The 18,430-nt window shown below is 68.6% G+C and carries 15 protein-coding genes; 7 read left to right on the forward strand and 8 right to left on the reverse strand.

The genetic code is table 11. The features are described from left to right. Positions 1 to 33: 33 nt before the first annotated feature. Positions 34 to 966, reverse strand: coding sequence for a hydrogen peroxide-inducible genes activator (locus WAE60_RS08160; RefSeq protein WP_081916583.1), 933 nt, complete (start codon positions 964 to 966; stop codon positions 34 to 36). A gap of 178 nt (positions 967 to 1,144) precedes the next feature. Between WAE60_RS08160 and ahpC the strand changes: the two genes are divergently transcribed. The 3 genes from ahpC (at position 1,145) to WAE60_RS08175 (ending at position 5,088) form a co-directional block, all read left to right on the forward strand. Then, the gene (gene ahpC, locus WAE60_RS08165; protein WP_029909503.1) at positions 1,145 to 1,708 is read left to right on the forward strand and encodes an alkyl hydroperoxide reductase subunit C; all 564 of its coding nucleotides are present in this window, start codon (positions 1,145 to 1,147) and stop codon (positions 1,706 to 1,708) included. 156 nt (positions 1,709 to 1,864) lie between these two features. Further along, positions 1,865 to 3,454: an alkyl hydroperoxide reductase subunit F gene (gene ahpF, locus WAE60_RS08170; protein WP_337685698.1), complete on the forward strand. Its 1,590-nt coding sequence runs from the start codon at positions 1,865 to 1,867 to the stop codon at positions 3,452 to 3,454. 251 nt (positions 3,455 to 3,705) lie between these two features. Then, entirely contained in the window at positions 3,706 to 5,088 is a 1,383-nt protein-coding gene (locus WAE60_RS08175) for a hypothetical protein (protein ID WP_029909497.1), read from the forward strand. Positions 5,089 to 5,188: 100 nt separating this feature from the next. Here WAE60_RS08175 and WAE60_RS08180 read toward each other — a convergent pair whose 3' ends face one another. After that, complete coding sequence (locus tag WAE60_RS08180; RefSeq protein ID WP_337685699.1) at positions 5,189 to 6,067, reverse strand: hypothetical protein; 879 nt, start codon at positions 6,065 to 6,067, stop codon at positions 5,189 to 5,191. A gap of 266 nt (positions 6,068 to 6,333) precedes the next feature. On the opposite strand from WAE60_RS08180, the gene WAE60_RS08185 reads away from it, so the two are divergent. Beyond that, entirely contained in the window at positions 6,334 to 8,004 is a 1,671-nt protein-coding gene (locus WAE60_RS08185) for a hypothetical protein (protein ID WP_029909494.1), read from the forward strand. A gap of 67 nt (positions 8,005 to 8,071) precedes the next feature. Here WAE60_RS08185 and WAE60_RS08190 read toward each other — a convergent pair whose 3' ends face one another. Next, entirely contained in the window at positions 8,072 to 8,599 is a 528-nt protein-coding gene (locus WAE60_RS08190) for an SRPBCC family protein (protein WP_337685700.1), read from the reverse strand. 210 nt (positions 8,600 to 8,809) lie between these two features. Further along, entirely contained in the window at positions 8,810 to 9,661 is an 852-nt protein-coding gene (locus WAE60_RS08195) for an aspartate/glutamate racemase family protein (protein WP_337685701.1), read from the reverse strand. Between the two features lie 227 nt (positions 9,662 to 9,888). Here WAE60_RS08195 and WAE60_RS08200 point away from each other — a divergent pair, with 227 nt between their 5' ends. From WAE60_RS08200 to WAE60_RS08210, 3 genes are all read left to right on the forward strand, one after another. Then, entirely contained in the window at positions 9,889 to 12,024 is a 2,136-nt protein-coding gene (locus WAE60_RS08200) for a M3 family metallopeptidase (RefSeq protein ID WP_337685702.1), read from the forward strand. Between the two features lie 138 nt (positions 12,025 to 12,162). Continuing rightward, positions 12,163 to 12,741 carry a PadR family transcriptional regulator gene (locus tag WAE60_RS08205; protein ID WP_029909486.1) on the forward strand — a complete coding sequence of 193 codons (579 nt, stop codon included), beginning with the start codon at positions 12,163 to 12,165 and terminating at the stop codon, positions 12,739 to 12,741. Positions 12,742 to 12,744: 3 nt separating this feature from the next. Further along, on the forward strand, positions 12,745 to 13,083 hold the full coding sequence (locus WAE60_RS08210) for a DUF2218 domain-containing protein (RefSeq protein ID WP_337685704.1): 339 nt from the start codon (positions 12,745 to 12,747) through the stop codon (positions 13,081 to 13,083). Positions 13,084 to 13,380: 297 nt separating this feature from the next. Here the strand turns inward: WAE60_RS08210 and WAE60_RS08215 are convergent, their stop codons facing one another. From WAE60_RS08215 to WAE60_RS08230, 4 genes are all read right to left on the reverse strand, one after another. Next, positions 13,381 to 14,463, reverse strand: a complete 1,083-nt coding sequence (locus WAE60_RS08215) for a GNAT family N-acetyltransferase (RefSeq protein ID WP_337685706.1) — start codon at positions 14,461 to 14,463, stop codon at positions 13,381 to 13,383. A gap of 113 nt (positions 14,464 to 14,576) precedes the next feature. Then, on the reverse strand, positions 14,577 to 16,718 hold the full coding sequence (locus WAE60_RS08220; RefSeq protein ID WP_337685707.1) for a prolyl oligopeptidase family protein: 2,142 nt from the start codon (positions 16,716 to 16,718) through the stop codon (positions 14,577 to 14,579). A gap of 102 nt (positions 16,719 to 16,820) precedes the next feature. Continuing rightward, the gene (locus WAE60_RS08225; RefSeq protein WP_029909474.1) at positions 16,821 to 17,618 is read right to left on the reverse strand and encodes a potassium channel family protein; all 798 of its coding nucleotides are present in this window, start codon (positions 17,616 to 17,618) and stop codon (positions 16,821 to 16,823) included. Between the two features lie 102 nt (positions 17,619 to 17,720). After that, positions 17,721 to 17,963, reverse strand: coding sequence for a hypothetical protein (locus WAE60_RS08230; RefSeq protein ID WP_337685708.1), 243 nt, complete (start codon positions 17,961 to 17,963; stop codon positions 17,721 to 17,723). Positions 17,964 to 18,430: the final 467 nt, after the last annotated feature.

Consider the following 18,430-nt stretch of genomic DNA (forward strand, 5'->3'; position numbering starts at 1 on the left):
GTCTCCAGAAAGCGTGGCTAGAGGATAGGTATCCTAGTGCCGTGGCGAAAGCGCGGCGGGCGGCAGGTCGCGCAGGGTCTGGGCCAGCAGGCGGCCCTCGGCGCCCCGGCTGGAGCCCGCCCGCCAGGCCACGACGATCTCGCGGCTGGAATGGTCGGAATTCAGGGGGCGGATGGTGACCGGCGCGTTCTGGGCCAGGCCCGCCGCCACCGCCATCGACGGCAGGAACGACACGCCCAGGCCCGAGCCGATCATCTGCACCAGGGTGGGCAGCGAGGTGGCGGCGAAGCTTTCCTCGTCGCCGATCCCCGCCCCGCGCGGCGGCTCCAGCCCGCAGGCGGCCAGGGCGTGGTCGCGCAGGCAGTGGCCGTCCTCCAGCAGGATCATGTCGTCGCCGCGCAGGCTGTCGGGATCGACGCGGTCGAAGGCCGCCATGCGGTGGTTGGCCGGGGCGGCGGCCAGCAGCTCGTCGTCCTCGACATGGGCCCATTCCAGGCCGGTCATGTCGTAGGGCAGGGCGATCAGGGCGGCGTCCAGCGATCCCGACTTGAGGGCGGCGATCAGCCGATGGGTCAGGTCCTCGCGCAGATAGAGCTTCAGCTTGGGGAACTGGTCGCGCAGGGCGGGCAGGGCGCGAGGCAGCAGATAGGGGGCGACGGTGGGGATCACGCCCAGGCGGAAGCGGCCCGCCAGGGGCTGGCCCGCGCCGCGCGCCGCCTGCACCAGGTCTTCCGCCTGGGCCAGGATCGCCTCGGCCCGGCGCACGGCCTCCTGGCCGGCGGCGGTCAGGATGACGCCCGAGCGGGCCCGGTCGACCACCGGGGCGCCCAGAATCTTCTCCAGCTCCTGGATTCCGGCCGAGAGGGTCGGCTGGGTGACGTGGCAGGCCTCGGCCGCCCGGCTGAACGAGCCGTGCTCGGACAGGAGCTTCAGATACTGCAGCTGGCGGAGGGTCGGGAGCATGATGCTTAGATAGGGCCGATCTATCGGAAATCAAAAGACAATTGGCGCTTTCTTTGCTGCGCCTGCGAAGGACGGCGCGCCAGTACATAGAGTAACCCTATCATCGAGAATGAAACAATCGATTGGCCCTATCGATTTTCGTTCCCTACAAGGCTCCTCGCAATTCCTGCAGGAGAACTTCATGTCCTTGATCAACACCCAGATCAAACCCTTCACCGCCCAGGCCTACAAGGGCGGCAAGTTCGTCGAGGTCAGCGACGCCGACCTGAAGGGCAAGTGGTCCGTCGTGTTCTTCTACCCGGCCGACTTCACCTTCGTCTGCCCGACGGAGCTGGAAGACCTGGCCGACAACTACGCCACGTTCCAGCGTCTGGGCGTCGAGATCTACGCGGTGTCGACCGACACCCACTTCTCGCACAAGGCCTGGCACGACAGCTCGCCGGCGATCGGCAAGATCCAGTACGTCATGGTCGGCGACCCCTCGGGCGTCATCACCAACAACTTCGAAGTCATGCGCCCGGGCGTCGGCCTGGCCGACCGCGGCACCTTCCTGATCGACCCGGAAGGCGTGATCCAGTTCACCGAAACGACCGCCGAAGGCATCGGCCGCAACGCCATCGAACTGCTGCGCAAGATCAAGGCCGCCCAGTACGTCGCGTCGCACCCGGGCGAAGTCTGCCCGGCCAAGTGGGAAGAGGGTGAAAAGACCCTTGCCCCGTCGCTCGACCTGGTCGGCAAGATCTAAACCTTCCTCGGCTTGTCGCGGCCTTCGGGCCGCGGCACGGCGCGCCGCCGGTTCCGTCAGCCCACGGAACCGGCGGCGACGCCCACCAAATTCCAAAATCCGGCGCCGCGTCTCCCTCCCCCTTGGATTTGCGCGCCCCGCAGTCGGAGCCCCGCCATGTTGGACGATGGTCTGAAGACCCAGCTGAAAGCCTATCTGCAGAACCTGCGCCAGCCGATCACGCTGGTCGCCTCGCTGGGCGAGGGCCAGGGTTCCAAGGACATGCGCGCGCTGCTCGAGTCGGTGGCCGAGACCTCCGACAAGGTCAGCCTGAACCTGGCCGGCGACGACGCCCGCAAGCCTTCGTTCGCCATCGCCCGCGCCGACGGTTCGGCCGATGTGCGCTTCGCCGGCCTGCCGCTGGGCCACGAGTTCACCTCGCTGGTGCTGGCCCTGCTGCACGTCGGCGGCCACCCGCCCAAGTTCGACGCCGAGGTGCTGGACCAGGTCCGCGCCCTGGAGGGCGAGTTCCGCTTCGAGACCTATTTCTCGCAGAGCTGCCAGAACTGCCCGGACGTGGTCCAGGCGCTGAACACCATGGCCGCCCTGAACCCCAACATCAGCCACGTCGCCATCGACGGCGCGCTCTTCCAGCAAGAAGTGGAAGAACGCCAGGTCATGGCCGTGCCGACCATCCTGCTGAACGGCCAGCCGTTCGGCCAGGGCCGCATGAGCCTGGAGCAGATCCTGGCCAAGCTGGACACCGGCGCGGCCGATCGCGCCGCCGAGAAGATCAAGACCAAGGACGCCTTCGACGTCCTGGTGGTCGGCGGCGGCCCGGCCGGCGCCGCGGCGGCGATCTACGCGGCGCGCAAGGGCATCCGCACCGGCGTGGCGGCCGAGCGTTTCGGCGGCCAGGTGCTGGACACCATGGCCATCGAGAACTTCATCTCGGTGTCGCACACCGAAGGCCCCAAGCTGGCCTCGGCGCTGGAGCAGCACGTCAAGGACTACGACGTCGACATCATGAACCTGCAGAAGGCCGTGGGCCTGGTCCCGGCCAAGACCCCGGGCGGCCTGATCGAGGTGAAGCTCGAGAACGGCGCCAGCTTGGCGTCGCGCAGCGTGATCCTGGCCACCGGCGCCCGCTGGCGGAACATCAACGTGCCCGGCGAGGCCGAGTACAAGAACAAGGGCGTGGCCTACTGCCCGCACTGCGACGGCCCGCTGTTCAAGGGCAAGCGCGTGGCGGTGATCGGCGGCGGCAACAGCGGCGTCGAGGCGGCCATCGACCTGGCCGGCATCGTCGCCCACGTGACCCTGATCGAGTTCGACAGCCAGCTGCGGGCCGACGCCGTCCTGCAGCGCAAGCTGGCCAGCCTGCCCAACGTGCGCATCGTCACCTCGGCCCTGACCACCCAGGTGCTGGGCGACGGCGCCAAGGTCACCGGCCTGACCTACAAGGACCGCAACCACGACCAGGTCCACACCGTCGACCTGGAAGGCGTGTTCGTGCAGATCGGCCTGGTGCCCAACACCGAGTGGCTGAAGGACACCGGCGTGGCCCTGACCCCGCGCGGCGAGATCGAGGTCGACCATCGCGGCGAGACCTCGCTGCCCGGCGTGTTCGCCGCCGGCGACGCGACGACCACGCCCTACAAGCAGATCATCATCGCCATGGGCGAGGGCTCGAAGGCGGCCCTGTCGGCCTTCGACTACATGATCCGCCTGGAGCCGGCCGTTCCCGCCGAGCAGGAAGCCGCCTGACCCGCGAGGCGGAAGCCTCTCGAACCGCGCCAAAAAAGCCGTCGCGACCGCCCTTTCCGGGTCGTCGCGGCGGCTTTCGTGCGTTCGGCGATGCGTCAATGCGCCTCTCGCCGAACGCGCGATCTTGACCTCGACAGCAATCTTGACCGCGGGCTATCCTGTTAACGAATGGGCAAATGATTCTGCGCGGCCAGGGGTCGAATCAACGCGACGGGCGTTGTTTCCGCAGATCGTTAGAAGGTGGGCACGACATGAGGCTGCTGTCTAAGGGCGATCGCAACACCAAGGGCGGCGTCAAGCCGGTCATGCTGGCCGCCGAGAACGATCGCCCCGAGGGCGACGGCGCCGGCCTGATCGAGGCGACCCAGGCGATCGGCGTCCGTTACGAGACCATCCACGGCGGGCTGGACAGCATCAGCCGCGTCGTCGAGCACCTGCGCGCCATCGAGCCGCTGCTCTCCGAGATCCGCGCCCCGGTCGCCGAGGAGTTCGAGGCCCGCCGCGCCGAGCACGCCGAGCTGATCGCCCTGCGCGCCGCCCACGAACAGGCCGCCCGCCTGCTGGCCGCCGCCCAGGCCGAGGAACGCGAGCTGTCCGCCAAGTTGGCGACCTCCGAAGCCGCCCTGACCGAATCCGACGCGCGCCGCCAGCAACTGGACGTCGCCCTCGAGGACGGCGCCCTGGAGATCGACCGCCTGCGCAACGGCCTGCAGCAGTCCGAGCTGAAGGTCGGCGGCCTGGAGGCCTCGCTGCGCGACGCCACCGCCCGCGCCGAGCACCTGACCCAGGACGTCGAGACCCTGCGCGTCCAGACCCAGGACATCGACGCCCGTCGCGGCGAGTCCGAGGCCTTCCTGGCTGCCGCCAAGCAGCAGATGGCCCTGCAGGTCGAAGAGCTGGGCACCCTGAAGAAGCGCCTGGAGCAGGCCGGCGCCGACGTGGCCCGCCTGTCGCGCATCGAGACCGAACTGGAAGCCCAGGTCGCCGCCGAGCGCGCCCGCGTCCTGGCCGCCGACAACGCCCTGACCACCGTCCAGGCCGACAGCGCCCGCACGATCCGCGGCCTGGAAGCCCAGGTCGAGTCCGGCCGCGCCGAGGTGCTGGCCCTGCAGACCCGCCTGGAGACCGCCACCGGCCGCGCCGACAAGCTGGAAGAGATGAACGGCCAGATCTCGGCCCGCCTCAACGACTCCAGCGCCCAGCAGCAGGCCGTCGAGCGCCGCGCCGGCGACCTGAACGTCGCCCTGGAGCGCGCCCTGGAACGGGTCCGCAACCTAGAGGACGAGGTCGAGGACCTGCGCGGCCGTCACGCCGGCGTCGACACCGCCCGCGCCGCCGCGATCGAGCGCGCCGACCAGCTGGCCAAGACCGTCGGGGCCCACGAGAAGGCGCTCAAGCGCGCCGAGGAACGCGCCGCCCAGCTGCGCACCCGCTTCGAGGCCCTGCAGGCCTCGGAAGACGAGACCCGCCGCGCCCACGACGAGAAGATCGCCGAGATGCAGGCCGAGATCGAACGGATCCGCTCGGAGGCCGCCCTGGCCGAAGGCGCCTTGGAATCGGCTCGCCGCGACCGCTCGCGCCTGCAGATGGCCCTGCTGGGCGCCACCGGCGACGACGTCCAGGCCGCCGGCTGAGGCGCTTCGAGCGAAGGGAAAGCCGGCGCGTGAAAAAAGCGCGCTAGGCGAAGAGATCGAGAACGCCCCTGGTCCGGCCCGGACCAGGGGCGTTTTGATATCAGCGTCCCGGTATCGCCGTTTCCAGTTTCGGGACGGCGGCGGGCGGCGGGGCCTTCCCCGTCGACAACCGGTCGAACACCTCGGGCGGCTGGCTGGCCAGCGTGGCCTTCAGCCGCTCCATCGGCGCCTGGCTTTCGGTGATCCGGCCGCTGCGGGGGCGGTCGATGTCGAGGGTCAGCAGCAGCGAGATCGTCAGCAGGATGAACAGGAACGCGGTCGCCCCGCGCCCTTCCTTGTTCGCGCCCGCATAGCCCAGCACGCCGGCCGAGGTGATCACGTAGACGAACAGCACGAAGAACACCGCGCTGGGCACCCGGGCCAGCCGGGCGGCCTTTCGCGCGGCGTCCAGGTCGATCATGTTGTTCATGCTGTCCAGATATGCGCTGGAGAAGTCCAGGCCCTTGATCGACGGCCAGGCGGCCAGGGTCGCGGTCCACAGGTCGGTCAGCATCTGGTCGTTCCTGGCCAGCAGCGACGGGACCTGGTCGATCGGGGCCTTGGCCAGGGCGATCCGGTTGTCGGTGTAATCCACCAGCATCTTGCTGATCCGGGCGCGGTCGACCGGCTCCAGCATCTGGGTGCGCAGATAGGTGGTGCCGATGGCGTTGGACTCCTCGAGCACCAGCAGTCGCCGGGCCTCGAAGCGGTCGACGGCCAGCGAGAAGGTGAAGCCCATCAGCAGGGCCAGCAGGCCCAGTGTGGCCGAGACGATGTAGCCCTCCTTGCCGCCGTCCTCCCCATCCTTGGTCTTGGCCTTGGCCGTGCGCCCGCTCAGCCATTCCCCGAACAGCGACGCCACGAACATGGCCGCGAGCAGGACCAGGCCGATCTGCCAGGTCGGGGCGGCCTCCAGCCACTTGGCGAAAGCGTCGATCATCGGAAGGCCCTCGGCGACGAAGTTTCGCGCCGATCTTTCGACTCGCGGCTGGGCTCCGCCATGGGGCGAAACCCTGGCGCGGCTGGTTCTTCGCCCGGACTTTCGAGGTCCCTGAAAGACCGGGCATATCTACCATAACGTTTATATGTTGACGTTTCGCCTTTTGAGTGATCAGCCTGTGGCGAAGCTCGGGCCCATGACGCATGGCGCGGCCTTGCGCGGACCCGGCCGACAAACGGGCGGAGCGACAACGGGCGGAGGGCGTGATGAAAATCTCGGGAACGGAACGGAAGATCGGCTGGCGGGCGCTGGCCGCGACCCTGGTGTGCCTGGCGGGCGGGGGCGCGCTGTTCGCCGCCAAGGCGATCGACGCGGCGCCGCCGGCCAAGCCGGCCTATCTGGCGGCCTTCCCCAATTTCGCGCCGAAACTGACGCCGCAGATGCCGGGCGACGTCGACATCGCCCTGAAGAAGCAGCTGGAGAAGGTCCAGAAGTTCTCCGAGGTGCAGCGCGAGTTCGACCTCTATTCCTGGCAGATGTTCCTGGCGCTGAACTGGCCCACCAACAGCCAGGGCGTGGCGGCGCCGAAGCTGACCGACACCAAGTTCGGCCAGCCGCACTGGACGCTGTGGCACAATTCCAGCTCGATCTTCCAGACCGACGGCGCGCGGCCCGCGGCCTGCGGTCAGACGCCCAAGGCGCGGACCCTGACGCTGGTGCGGAGCGACCTGGCCAAGCCGGTCAGCAAGGGCCTGCTTCCGTTCTCGGCCCAGGCCGTCAAGGCCGATCCGCGCGCGACCCGGTTCCTGGGCGTGCTGTCGGCCGTGGGCGAGCTGAACGCCGCCAACCTGGGCGACCTGAGCGACATCAACCAGGCCTTCTCGGGCCCGATGATCGATCAGAACGGCGAGTTCGTTTATTACGAGATCATGATCGACCCCAACGAGGTCGGCTATCTCTGCGACAACAGCCTCTACAACATCAACGGCCAGGTCGCCTTCTCCAAGGCCGGCAAGACCGTGGCCATGCCGCTGGGCACGCCGGGCAAGGACTGGAGCGGCTCGTTCGAACTGAAGTTCGCCTGGCGGATCCTGAAGGCGGGCAAGGACGACTTCAGCCGCTTCTACACCAGCCCCGCCGTGATCATCGACCAGGGACCGGACGGCAAGCAGCTGGAGCGCAAGGTGACCGTGGGCCTGGTCGGCATGCACATCGGCCACAAGAGCACCACCTCGCCGCAATGGATCTGGTCCACCTTCGAACAGGTCGACAACCTGGACGTCGACACGGTGGCCCATCCCAAGCTGCAGCCGTCGTTCTTCGACCCCAACTGCCCGATCTGCGCGGTCGACCAGCTGCCCCAGGCCGACAAGTCCGGCGTCTATCCGCGCATCCCGACCCAGGCCTGGCGCGGAATCCCGATCCCTGGCGACAAGGTGGCCCTCAACCGCCAGGCCCAGGCGGCGCTCAAGGCCCAGGGTTCGGTCTGGCAGTACTACCAGCTGATCGACACCCAGTGGCCCACCGACCCGACGGCGCCGCCCTCCCCGTGGAATGGCGGCCTGCCCAACGCGGTGACCAACAAGCCCGGCGGCAACCCGACCCCGGTCTTCCTGACCAACGTGACGATGGAGACCTACTTCCAGAAGGGCAACGAAGAGGCCTGCCACGGTGAGGAACTGCCCAACGGCCAGGCCTGCCCCGCCTCGGGCGCGGCCCAGCCGCCGGTCTGGAATTCGGTGCTGAACAACCAGGGCAAGCCGATCACCCCCGGGATCAACACCCTGATCTACCAGACCGAAAGCTGCATGGGCTGCCACTCGTCGGCCGGGGTCTGGACCTCGTACGATCCCAAGACCGGCAAGGGGAACCAGTCGGGTCAGCTGACCGCCGACTTCTCGTGGCTGATGAGCCAGAAGGCCAGCTGGCAGAAATAGGCGCCCCAACGGGTGTCATCCCGGAAGCCCCCCCAGGGGCTGTCCGGGATGACGGCGTTTCGAGGCCCTACGGCGCCTTGCCCGTCTCGACATAGGCCTTGAACCGGTCGAGCTGCTCGCCCAGCACCGCGTCGACGCCCGGCGCGATCTTGTCGAGCCCGCCCTTCATGTAGCCGCCGGCGTCGAAGGTCTGGGTCAGGGTGGTCTTGCCGTCCTTCTCGGCCAGGGTCCAACCCAGGTGGCCGGCCGCGCCGGACATCTGCAGCGGCCCCAGGGCGCCGAACAGGCGCAGGGCCTGGCCGGGCTGGGCGTAGACCACGGTCATGTGCATGACCGACCCGCCGTTCGGCAGCTTCTCGCAGAAGCAGCCGCCGGCCATCGGGGCCAGGGACAGGTTGGCGGCCGAGCCCGACCAGGTGTGGTCCTTGCTCCACCACTGCGACGGCTGGGCCAGGGCCGCGTAGACCTTGTCGGCCGGGGCGTTCAGCACGGCGACGCGCTTGACCTCGAAGCCGTTGGGCTGGGCGTCGACGACTTCGGCGCGGGCGGCGGTGGCGGCCAGGGCCAGCGCGGCGGCGATCAGCAGGTGTTTCATGAGGTGGCCCCTCCCGTTTGGAGGAAGGGTGGCGCGTGCGGCCTCGGCGTCAAGTCGTCACTTGCCCCCACCTGACCGCTTCGCGGTCTGTCCGCCCCCATAGGGGGCGGAGCCTGAGGGGCGAGGCTCTTCCCCCTTTGGGGGAAGACGGTCGCGGAGCGACCCGTAGGGGGCAAGTGTTCGCCGCCCGGACGCTCGGGTAAGCCGCCTCTAAGCCTTCTCGAACGCCAGCGGCCCGCCCCAGAAGCTCTCCACCAGCCCGTTCTGCGGGCCTGGCGTCCCGGTGGTCAGGAACTTGCGCGAACCGCCGGTCCCGGGGTCGAATTCCGGATGGCGCTGCAGGTAGAGCTCCAGGGCGTCGGCCGTCGAGGCCGGTTGGTGGATCACCGGCGTGCCGGCCGGCAGGGCCGCGCGGAAGATGTCGGCGATGATCTCGTAGTGGGTGCAGCCCAGCACCGCGCGGTCGGGATAGCGGCCGATGCGGGTCTTCAGCGCCTGGACATAGCCGTCGACCGCCTTGGCCAGATCCACGACGCCGGCGTCGGCCTCGATCATCGGCACCAGGTCCGGGCAAGGCTGGGAGAAGACCGCGATGTCCTGTTTGCGCTTGTCGATCTCGATCTCGTAGACGCGCGAATTGGTCGTGCCTTGCGTCGAGAACACGCCCAGCACGTCCAGCTGCTCGACCTTGTCGCCGCGCCGCTCGGCCTCGTGCTCCCACGGCAGGCCGGTGGCGGCCTCGATGGTCGGCACGATGATGCCCAGCACGTTGATCGGCCGGCCCAGCGACTTGCGGTAGCCCGGCAGCCAGGTCTGCTGCAGGCGGCGCAGGGCGATGGCCGAGGCGGTGTTGCAGGCCAGGACCACCAGGCTGGCGCCCGTGTCGAACAGGCGCTCGCAGCCGGCCTTGGTCAGGGCGACGACCTCCTCGCCGGGCCGCCCGCCATAAGGGGCGTTGGCCTGGTCGGCCAGATAGGTGAAGTCCGCCTGGGGCAGACGGTTCACGAGGGCGCGGTGGACCGTGAGGCCGCCCACGCCGGAGTCGAAGACGCCGATGGACATGATCCTGGCTTACCCCGCCCTCGCCCGGCCGTCCACGCGGCCCGCTTGAGATTCTGGCGCCGAACCCGTGCAGTCCCGATCGCGCACGAACCGGCCCCGGCGGAACGGGCGGGCGCGAGTTCCTGTCGTCGAATTCATCTTCCATGGGACGAATTCCGCGCGAAAGCGCTTACCTTGGGACCGCGCGACGCTCTAGGGTCCAGCTTCCCATTTTCCGGAGACCCGCCGTGAAGCGTCGTTCCTTCCTCGCCGCCGCCAGCGCGACCGCCCTGATGCCCATGATCGTCAAAGCCGCCACCCCCGCCGCCGCGTCCGGCAACCCGCTGCTGGCGCCCTGGACCGGGCCGCACGGCGGCCTGCCGCCGCTGGACAAGGTCAAGCCCGAGCTGTTCGCCTCGGCCTTCGAAGCCGCCATGGCCGAGCAGCGCCAGGAGCTGTTCGCCCTGACCGCCAAGCGTTCGGCCCCGACTTTCGAGACCATCCTGGCGGCCTATCAGGACTCGGGCCGGACCCTGAACCGGGTCGGCGCGCTGTTCGGGGTGTTCACCTCGACCATGAACGACGCGGCCATGCAGAAGGTCGAGGCCGAAAGCACGCCCAAGCTGGCGGCGTTCAGCGACGAGATCATCCAGAACGAGCAGCTGTTCGCCCGCATCAAGGCCGTCTACGACGCCCGCGAGACCGCGAACCTGACGCCCGAGCAGAAACGCCTGACCTGGGTGGTCTACAACAGCTTCGCCCGCCAGGGCGCGGCGCTGGACGCCGCCAAGAAGGCCCGCCTGGGCCAGATCAACCAGGCCCTGGCCAGCCTCTACACCAAGTTCAGCCAGAACGAGCTGGCCGACGAGGAGGGCTACACCCTGGAGCTGGGCGAGGGCGACCTGGCCGGCCTGCCGGACTCGGTGAAGGCCGGGGCCGCGGCGGCCGCCGAGGAGAAGGGCCTGAAGGGCAAGTGGCTGATCACCAACACCCGCTCGTCCATGGAGCCCTTCCTGGTCTATTCCGACCGTCGCGATCTGCGCGAGAAGGGCTGGAAGATGTGGGTGTCGCGCGGCGACAACAACGACGCCCACGACAACAAGGCGGTGATCACCGACATCCTCAAGCTGCGCGCCGAGAAGGCCCAGCTGCTGGGCTTCCCGACCTACGCCCACTGGATCACCGACGACCAGATGGCCAAGACCCCGGACGCGGCCATGGACCTGATGATGCAGGTCTGGAAGCCCGCCGTGGCCCGCGTCCACGAAGAAGTGGCCGACATGCAGAAGGTGGCCGACGCGGAAGGCGCGACCTTCAAGATCGCGCCGTGGGACTACCGCCACTACGCCGAGAAGGTGCGCAAGGCCCGCTACGACCTCGACCAGAACGTGGTGAAGCCCTACCTACAGCTGGAGAAGCTGCGCGAGGCCATCCACTGGGCGGCGGGCCAGCTCTACGGCTTCACCTTCACCCAGATCAAGGACGTGCCGGTCTGCCATCCGGACGTGCGCGTCTGGGAGGTGACCAAGGGCGGACAACGCGTGGGCCTGTGGTACTTCGACCCCTACGCCCGGGCCGGCAAGCAGTCGGGGGCCTGGATGAGCGAGTACCGCACCCAGGAGAAGTTCCGCGGCGTGGTCACCCCGATCGTCTCCAACAACTGCAACTTCGTGAAGGGCAAGCCCGGCGAGCCGGTGCTGATCTCGTGGGACGACGCCTCGACCATGTTCCACGAGTTCGGCCACGCCCTGCATGGCCTGAACTCGGATGTGAACTATCCCGGCCTGGCCGGCACCAACGTGGCCCGCGACTTCGTCGAGTTCCCCAGTCAGTTGAACGAGCACTGGCTGCCGACCAAGCCCGTGCTGACCCAGTTCGCCGTCCACTACCAGACCGGCAAGCCGATCCCCGACGAGCTGGTGGCCAAGATCGAGAAGGCCAAGACCTTCAACCAGGGCTTCTCGACCGTCGAGTACCTGGCCTCGGCGATCTACGACATGAAGATCCACCTGGCCGCCAAGGGCCAAGCGATCGACCCGGCGGCGTTCGAAAAATCGGCCATGGCCGAGATCGGCCTGCCGTCCGAGATCGTCATGCGCCACCGGCCCACCCAGTTCGGCCACATCTTCTCGGGCGACGGCTATTCGGCCGGCTATTACGACTACATCTGGGCCGACACCCTGACCGCCGACGCGGCCGAGGCGTTCGAGGAGGCGCCCGGCGGCTTCTACGACAGGGACGTGGCCAAGCGCCTGCACGACGACATCATGAGCGTGGGCAACACCATCGACGCGGGCGAGGCCTTCCGCCGCTTCCGCGGCCGGGACGTGAAGATCGGCGCCCTGATGCGCAACCGCGGCTTCCCGGTTCCGCCGGGAGCCTAGGCTTCAAGAAGGGGCGCGCCATCGTGGCGCGCCCCTTTTTCTTAGACTGATATCAGATATATCGGAAAACGGTCTTGACGATCGTTCAATCCGATATATCTGTAAGTCCGATATAACGAAACAGGATCTAAAACACACATGTTTGGACGTCATCATCCCCACCACGGCCGCCACGGCGGTCCCCACGGCGCGCATTTCGGCCGCCATCCGTTCGGCTTCCACGGCGGCCATGAAGGCCATCATCGTCGGGGCGGCCGCATGGGCCGGTTCTTCGATCACGGCGACCTGCGCCTGGTCGTGCTGAAGCTGATCGCCGACAAGCCCAGCCACGGCTACGAGCTGATCAAGGCCGTCGAGACCGCCGCCGGCGGCGCCTACACCCCCAGCCCGGGCGTGATCTATCCGACCCTGACCCTGCTGGAGGAGCTGGGCTACGTCACCGCGGCCGACGCCGGCGGCGGCAAGAAACTCTACACGATCACCGACGAAGGCCAGGCCTTCCTGGAAAGCAACAGCCAGCCGGTCCACGGCCTGTTCACCCGCATGGCCGAAGCCGCCGCCCAGAGCGCCGCCTTCTCGCCGCAGATCATGCGGGCCCGCGAGAACCTCAAGACCGCCCTGCGCCTGAAGCTGACCTCCGGCTCGCTGACCCCCGAACAGGTGGCCGCGATCGCCAAGGTCATGGACGACGCGGCCGCGGCCATCGAAGGGGTCTGACCGATGCAGAGCCACGCGCGCCTGAACACCGACAAGGCCACGCGCTACATGATCCAGCTGGCCAAGCATTGGGGTCACAGGTTCGAGGTGACGTACGACGACGTCTCGGCCCTGATCCCGCTGCCGCTGGGCACGTGCAGCATGCTGGCCGACCCCGAGGGCCTGGACGTCACGATCGAGGCGGCCGACCTGGAGGGGCTGGCCAAGCTCGAGGACGTGGTCGCCGAGCACCTGCTGCGCTTCGCCTTCCGCGAGCCGGTCAAACGCCTGGGCTGGACCCGGGCCTGGGAGGCGGGTCGCATCGATCCGCCGGCCCTTCGGATCAACGGGGTCGCGCCCTAGCGCGGCCCCGCGGACGGTCGGCGTCACAATTTCGAGATTGTCCTGGGACAGCCGATCAAACTTGCTTGCGCGTGCCCGGGAACGGGAGTTTCATCCGACTCAAGCTCCAGTAGAGAGCTTTGGAGGAAACCATGGGTCATGGGGTTCGCGGCGTTGCGTTTCGCGCGCGGCAGGACGGCCGTCAGAGCCGCCTTGCCTGGCTTCTGCTTATTTCGGCGGTCAATCTCATGCTCTGGACCGGTGTGATCGCCCTGATCGCACGCGCGTCCTGATCGAGGCTTCCAAGACGACCGACGGTCAGCTCAGTCCGCGCAGGACGTCGAGCCGCCGCATCGCCTTGCCCGGCAGGGCCGAGACCGGCCCCAGGGGCAGGGCCTCGGCGACCTCGCGCAGGCCGTAGACCGCCGTGCGCGCCAGGGTCGAGACCGACGGCGCGCCCAGGAATCCGAACATCACGCCCTGCTGGCGGTTCGACAGCTCGCGCTTGAAGCGGTAGTCGCCGGCCCCCAGGTCCAGGCGCTTGTAGGGACCGTCGTCCAGGCTTTTCAGGATGTCCTGGAACAGCAGCAGACCCGGCGAATAGCGCTCGAACTTCGGGTCGTGGGCGATCAGCCAGCCGTGGATCGTGGCGCCGCCGCGCAGGTGGAAATGCACCGCCGCCAGCTCGTCGCCCAGGTGCAGGGTGTAGAGCCCGCCGCCGAACGCCGGATCGCGGGTCTCCAGCAGCTCGTCCATCAGCCGCATGACCCAGGCGGACTTGAACAGGTCGGTCTGGCCGGTGGCCGCCAGCTGGGCGCGCTTCCAGGCGATCAGCCGGTCGTAGTCGGCGCGCGAGTCCGACAGGGCGGTGAAGCGGGTCGGGCCGACCTCGCGCTCGACCTTGCGGCGCTTCTTGTCGATGTCCTTGAGCGCGCCGACCCCGGCCGCCTTGCGTTCGGCCTCGTAGGCGGCGTAGCCGTCGGCGACCTCGACCACCCAGGAGACGTCCCGTCCGCGGGCGCAGCCCTGGAAGGCCGGGTCGTCGGCCAGCATGTGGCAGAAGTCGTAGCGCGAGACGCCCAGGGCCCGGAGCATGGCGCGCGGATCGGCGCGGAAGCCGTCGCGCGCCACCAGGGCCTGGTAGTCGCTCATCGGCGCGCCGACCGGCATGGCGGTGGAGCCGCGCTTGCGCACGGCCAGGAAGCCCGAGGGACGGCCGGCGGCGTCGGACTGGACCGCGACCCTGGCGCCGTTGGTCGGCCCGCGCGCCCGGGCCACGGCCTGGGCCCACTGGGGCGACAGGAACGGACTGTCGAGGCGCGGCTCGCCGGCCTGGACGGCCGACCAGGCCACGGCGACCTCCGCGGGCAGTTCCAGGGCGGGGAAGACGTCGATCTTCAAGGCAAACCTCGATCCGGCGGACGCCGGAAATTCGAGGACGGATACTGGCCCCGATAGATTGAACTAGGGTTTACGGCCCGGAAAACATGACGCTCCGGGCCGTCCATGCCCCGTCAGTCCATCAGCTTCTTGGACAGGTAGACATATTCCAGGGCCTGGCGCCGGGCCGTCTCGGCCAGGTTGGCGCTGGCCGCGTGGCCGCCGTCGATGTTCTCGTAGTACAGCACCGGATAGCCCAGTTCCTCCAGCCGCGCGGCCGCCTTGCGGGCGTGGGCCGGGTGGACGCGGTCGTCCTTGGTCGAGGTCTCGATGAACACCTCGGGATATTTCTGGCCGGCCTTGAGGTTGGAATAGGGGTCGTACTTGGCGATCACCGCCCGCTCGGACGGGATGGTCGGATCGCCGTATTCGCCCACCCACGAGGCCCCGGCCCCGATCTGGGTGTAGCGGATCATGTCGAACAGCGGCACCTGCACGACGATGGCGTTGTAGAGCTCGGGCCGCTGGGTCAGGGCCACGCCCATCAGCAGGCCGCCGTTGCTGCCGCCCATGATCCCCAGCCGGCGCGGCGAGGTGATCTTGCGGGTGATCAGGTCCTGGGAGACGGCGAAGAAGTCGTCATAGACCCGCTGGCGGTTCTCCTTGAGGCCGGCGTTGTGCCAGGCGGGCCCGAACTCGCCGCCGCCGCGGATGTTGGCCACCACATAGGTGCCGCCGCGCTCCAGCCACAGCTTGCCCATCACCCCCGAATAGGCCGGGGTCATCGAGGCCTGGAAGCCGCCATAGGCGTAGAGCAGGGTCGGCGCCTGGCCGTCGTACTTCACGCCCTTGGGCCGGACCACGAAGTAGGGGACCTTGGTCCCGTCCTTGCTGGTCGCCTCGAACTGCTCGACCACATGGGTCGAGGCGTCGAAGCGGGCCGGCGAGGCCTTGACCTGCTCCAGCTTCAGCGAGGCGGCGTCGGCCAGCCAGTAGGTCGAGGGGGTCAGATAGCCGGTCACGCTGACGAACAGACGGTCGTCCTTCTGCGAGGCCGAGCCCAGGCCGATCGTCGAATTGGCCGGCAGGGCCAGCTTCTGCGAGGTCCAGCCCTTGGGGCCGTGGCTGTAGGCCAGGGCCGCGCCGGTGACGTTGTCCAGCAGGCCGACCACCAGCTTGTCGCGGGTGGTGGTGACGCTCTCGACCGACTGCCTGGCGGTGGGGCGCAGCACCAGGACGGGCGCGGGCTTGGCCGGGTCGGCCTTCAGGGCCGCCAGGTCCAGGCTGATCAGGTCGCCGGTCTTGAAGCCCTTCTCGGGCCAGTCCTGCTCCAGCGACATCACCAGCTGGCCGGCGACATAGCCCTGGATCGAGTGTTTCAGCGGGAAGGGCAGCTTCACCGCGCCCTTGTCGGTCAGCAGATGGGTCTCGGCCTCGAAGAAGCTGACCCCGCGATTGGCCAGCACGGCCACGACCTTCCCGTCGGCGTCGGTCAGGGTGTAGGCCGAGGCCGAGACGTCCTCCGGCGTGCCCCGGAACAGCTCCTTGGCCTCGGCCAGGGCCTGGCCGCGCTTCAGCGTCTTGACCACGTAGGGATAGCCCGACTGGGTCACCTGGCCCGGCTCCCATTCGCGGGCCACCAGCAGGGTGTCCTGGTCCAGCCAGCTGACGTTCTGCTTGCCCTCGGGCAGGACGAAGCCGCCGGGCACGAAGGCCTTGGTCCTGGTGTCGAACTCGCGGATCGTCACCGCGTCCTTGCCGCCGTTCGACAGGGTGACCAGGCAGCGGGTCTCGTCGGGCGGCAGGCAGCCGGCGCCCTTGAACACCCAGTTGGCGTTCTCGGCCTTGGCCAAGGCGTCGATGTCGAGAATCGTCTCCCAGGCGGGCGTGGCGGTGCGGTAGCTGTCCAGCGTGGTCGCGCGCCAGAGGCCGCGCACGTGGTCGGCGTCCTGCCAGAAGTTGCGCAGGGTCCCGTCGCCGGCGAACGACACGCCGGGCACCCGGTCCTTGGCGTTGAGGATGGCCAGGGCCTGGCCTTCCAGGCCGGCGTAGCGGCTGTCGCCCTGCAGCACGCCCAGGCTGCGGGTGTTCTCGGCCTTGGCCCAGGCCAGCGGCTTTTCGCCCTCGATCTCCTCCATCCACTTGTAGGGATCGTCCTTGCCCAGCTCGGCCAGGGGCGTGCGGGCTTCGGTGTTGGGGGCGGGGTCGGCGGCTTGGGCGTCGGAGAAGGTCATCAGGCTCGTGGAGGCGAGGAGGGCGAGAAGCAGACTGCGCATCTGGGGATCCGGCGACTGTCGTGACAGGGGTGACCGCGCGAAGCGGCGCTTTATGGATCGTGACGGTATCGCAAAAGCCGCCCGGCGCCAGACCTCGCTCGGCTAATCGCCGTCGTTGGGGATGTTCAGCACCTGGCCGCACGCCTTGCAGTGCACGGCGTCGGGGTCGTGCTTGCGCAGGCCGCAGCACGGGCAGGGGAAGGTCACCTTGTGCGGCCGCAGGATCGACTGGATCAGGCCGATGAACAGCGACACCCCGCCCAGCATCACCGCCATCGACAGGAGCTTGCCCCAGACCCCCGGCAGGGTGACGTCGCCATAGCCGGTGGTCGTCAGGCTGGTGACGGTGAAATAGAGGGCGTCCACATAGCCGCCGATGCCCGCGTGCCGTCCGGCGAAGCTGGAATAGACGAAGCCCGTCACCACGAAGACGAAAGTCACCAGGGTGGAGGCCGCGCGGGTGATCTGCTCCACCCGGGTGTCGTCGTATCGCCGGCCGACCGTGCGCCAGAAGAACTCGCTGTGGATCAGGGTCCACAGCCGCACCACCCGCAGGAAGCCGAAATTGAACAGCCAGGCCGGGAACAGCAGGGTGGCCAGCACGAACAGGTCGATCCAGGTGATCGGCTTCTTCAGCCAGGCCTTGATCTCGCCGTGGGCGACGGCCCGGGCCAGGAGGTCCAGGGCCAGGAAGGCCGCCACCCCGTAGTCGATCGCGTAGAAGGTCCAGCCGTGCCGGCGCATCAGCGGCGCGGCGACGAAGAAGGCGATGATCGCCAGGTCGATGACGATGATCCCGTAGCGGAACCGCACCGAGGTGGGCGAGGCGCCGTGATAGAGGGCGCGCAGTCGGGCTCTGAGACGCAGGCCGTCGGTGTTCTCGGCTGTCAAACGGACCATCCCGCGGCGACGCATGGGGCTTGACCATAGAACGACGAGAGACGGGGTCGAGACCCATGCGGGCCGATCTTTGTCTGTCTTTCGGTGTTCGAGCCAGACCGATCACGGATTCATGGCGTCGGCCCGGCTCGCCAGCAGGCCCGGCCGATGCGACTTGATCTCCTCCCGCCAGGTCAGCAGGGCGTTCCTGTCCTTTCCCGGCGGATAGCGGTCGAGCACTTCGTCGATCTTGGCGATGATCGCGTCATTGAGGGCCAGGGCGGCGCGGATGCTCTCGAGCATCAGCACGCGAAGGTCGTTGGCGCGGCGGATCTTGCGGCGGCGGGGCGGCTTGGACTTGGGCATGGGAGGGATTCCTTTCCTGGGTTGGCGCGGCGACCGCTTGCCCCCTACGGACCGCTTCGCGGTCGTCTTCCCCCGGAGGGGGAAGAGCGCCGGTGCGAAGGCTCCGCCCCCTACGGGGGCGGACAGACCGCGAAGCGGTCAGGTGGGGGCAAGGGGGTGTGATCCCACGCCAATTTGGCCGTGAGCTGATGGGGAGGCGCGGAGCGGGCCGGGCTTCGCCCGGAGACCGTGAGTTTTGTGTTTGCGTTTCGGCTTGGCTCGACCGCTCCGCGAAACCGTTCTTCTCAAGGGACGGCGACTGAGGGCCTGTTTCATCCCGGTCGACGTTCCCCCTCGGGCGGGCAGGATCAGGTCGCCCGGAAGGGGCCGTTGGCGACTCCGACTGATCCTGGAACGGGCCGGTTTGAATCTCCCGGCCCCGTCGACCCGCCGGTCTTCGCCGAGGTTCGTCTTGCGCCTTGGGACCT

The organism is Caulobacter sp. CCG-8, assembly GCF_037402475.1.
Taxonomy (GTDB): domain Bacteria; phylum Pseudomonadota; class Alphaproteobacteria; order Caulobacterales; family Caulobacteraceae; genus Caulobacter.